Here is a 715-nt window from a genome sequence, read left to right on the forward strand (position 1 = left end):
TCGAAGAACTCGATGACGCAGAAGCCTTCGTCCATGGCATCGAACAGAAAGCGATAGCGTTCCTGGGACAACGCCAGCGCATTCTCGGCCTTGCGCCCGTCGACACTCAGTCGTTCCTTGAGCAGAGCATTTTCGTTTTCGAGGGCCTTCAGACGGTCCTGAAGATGTTGCAGTTCGTTCGGGGTCAAAGCAGCGGCACCTGGGGAATTGTCGTTGCCGATTTCCCATCAAGCAGGCCGGCACGAGCACGCTACGAGAAAAACCGCCCGCTGGCAAAAATAATGGCGTTTTGCAGTTCTTTTGCAGGCTAATCGAGCGACCGCCGACGCCATTCGTCCACCACCTGCCCCATGGACTTGGGTACGCCATCCATGATCCATGCCATAAAGGCGCGGTCGAACTTGAAGTCCGGGCCGCATTGCCCGGTCATGAAGCGTCGTACGTTCTGGGTATTGCGGTAGTGCCGGTCTACCGGTGTGTTGCGGGTAATGGGGTCGCTGTGCCAATCGAACGCCATGCCGTAATCCTGTTGTTGCGTGAGGGATGCGCTTGGTTATAGCGCGATTCGTGAGGGGCGTCATCGCAGTTCAGACGTTTCTTATCGTCCGAACTTTGTGATGGCCGTGCACAGAGTAGCGTCGGGTGCGCCGGGTCCTGATGCCCGGTTGACCAACCTGCGAAGCTGCCACCTTTCGTTCGGTCGCGAAAAGGCTGC

General features: G+C 57.6%; 2 protein-coding genes. Both read right to left on the reverse strand.

Annotated features, from left to right (window positions below):
- Window positions 1–188 (reverse strand): hypothetical protein (locus BZK31_RS28855; RefSeq protein ID WP_157900849.1); only part of this gene is annotated, 188 nt, incomplete at its 3' end.
- Window positions 189–307: 119 nt separating this feature from the next.
- Window positions 308–517 (reverse strand): DUF6434 domain-containing protein, encoded by a 210-nt coding sequence (locus BZK31_RS28860; RefSeq protein ID WP_083186499.1) that lies wholly within the window; start codon window positions 515–517, stop codon window positions 308–310.
- Between the last annotated feature and the right edge of the window lie 198 nt (window positions 518–715).

It is taken from the genome of Pseudomonas floridensis (assembly GCF_002087235.1).
Classification (GTDB): domain Bacteria; phylum Pseudomonadota; class Gammaproteobacteria; order Pseudomonadales; family Pseudomonadaceae; genus Aquipseudomonas; species Aquipseudomonas floridensis.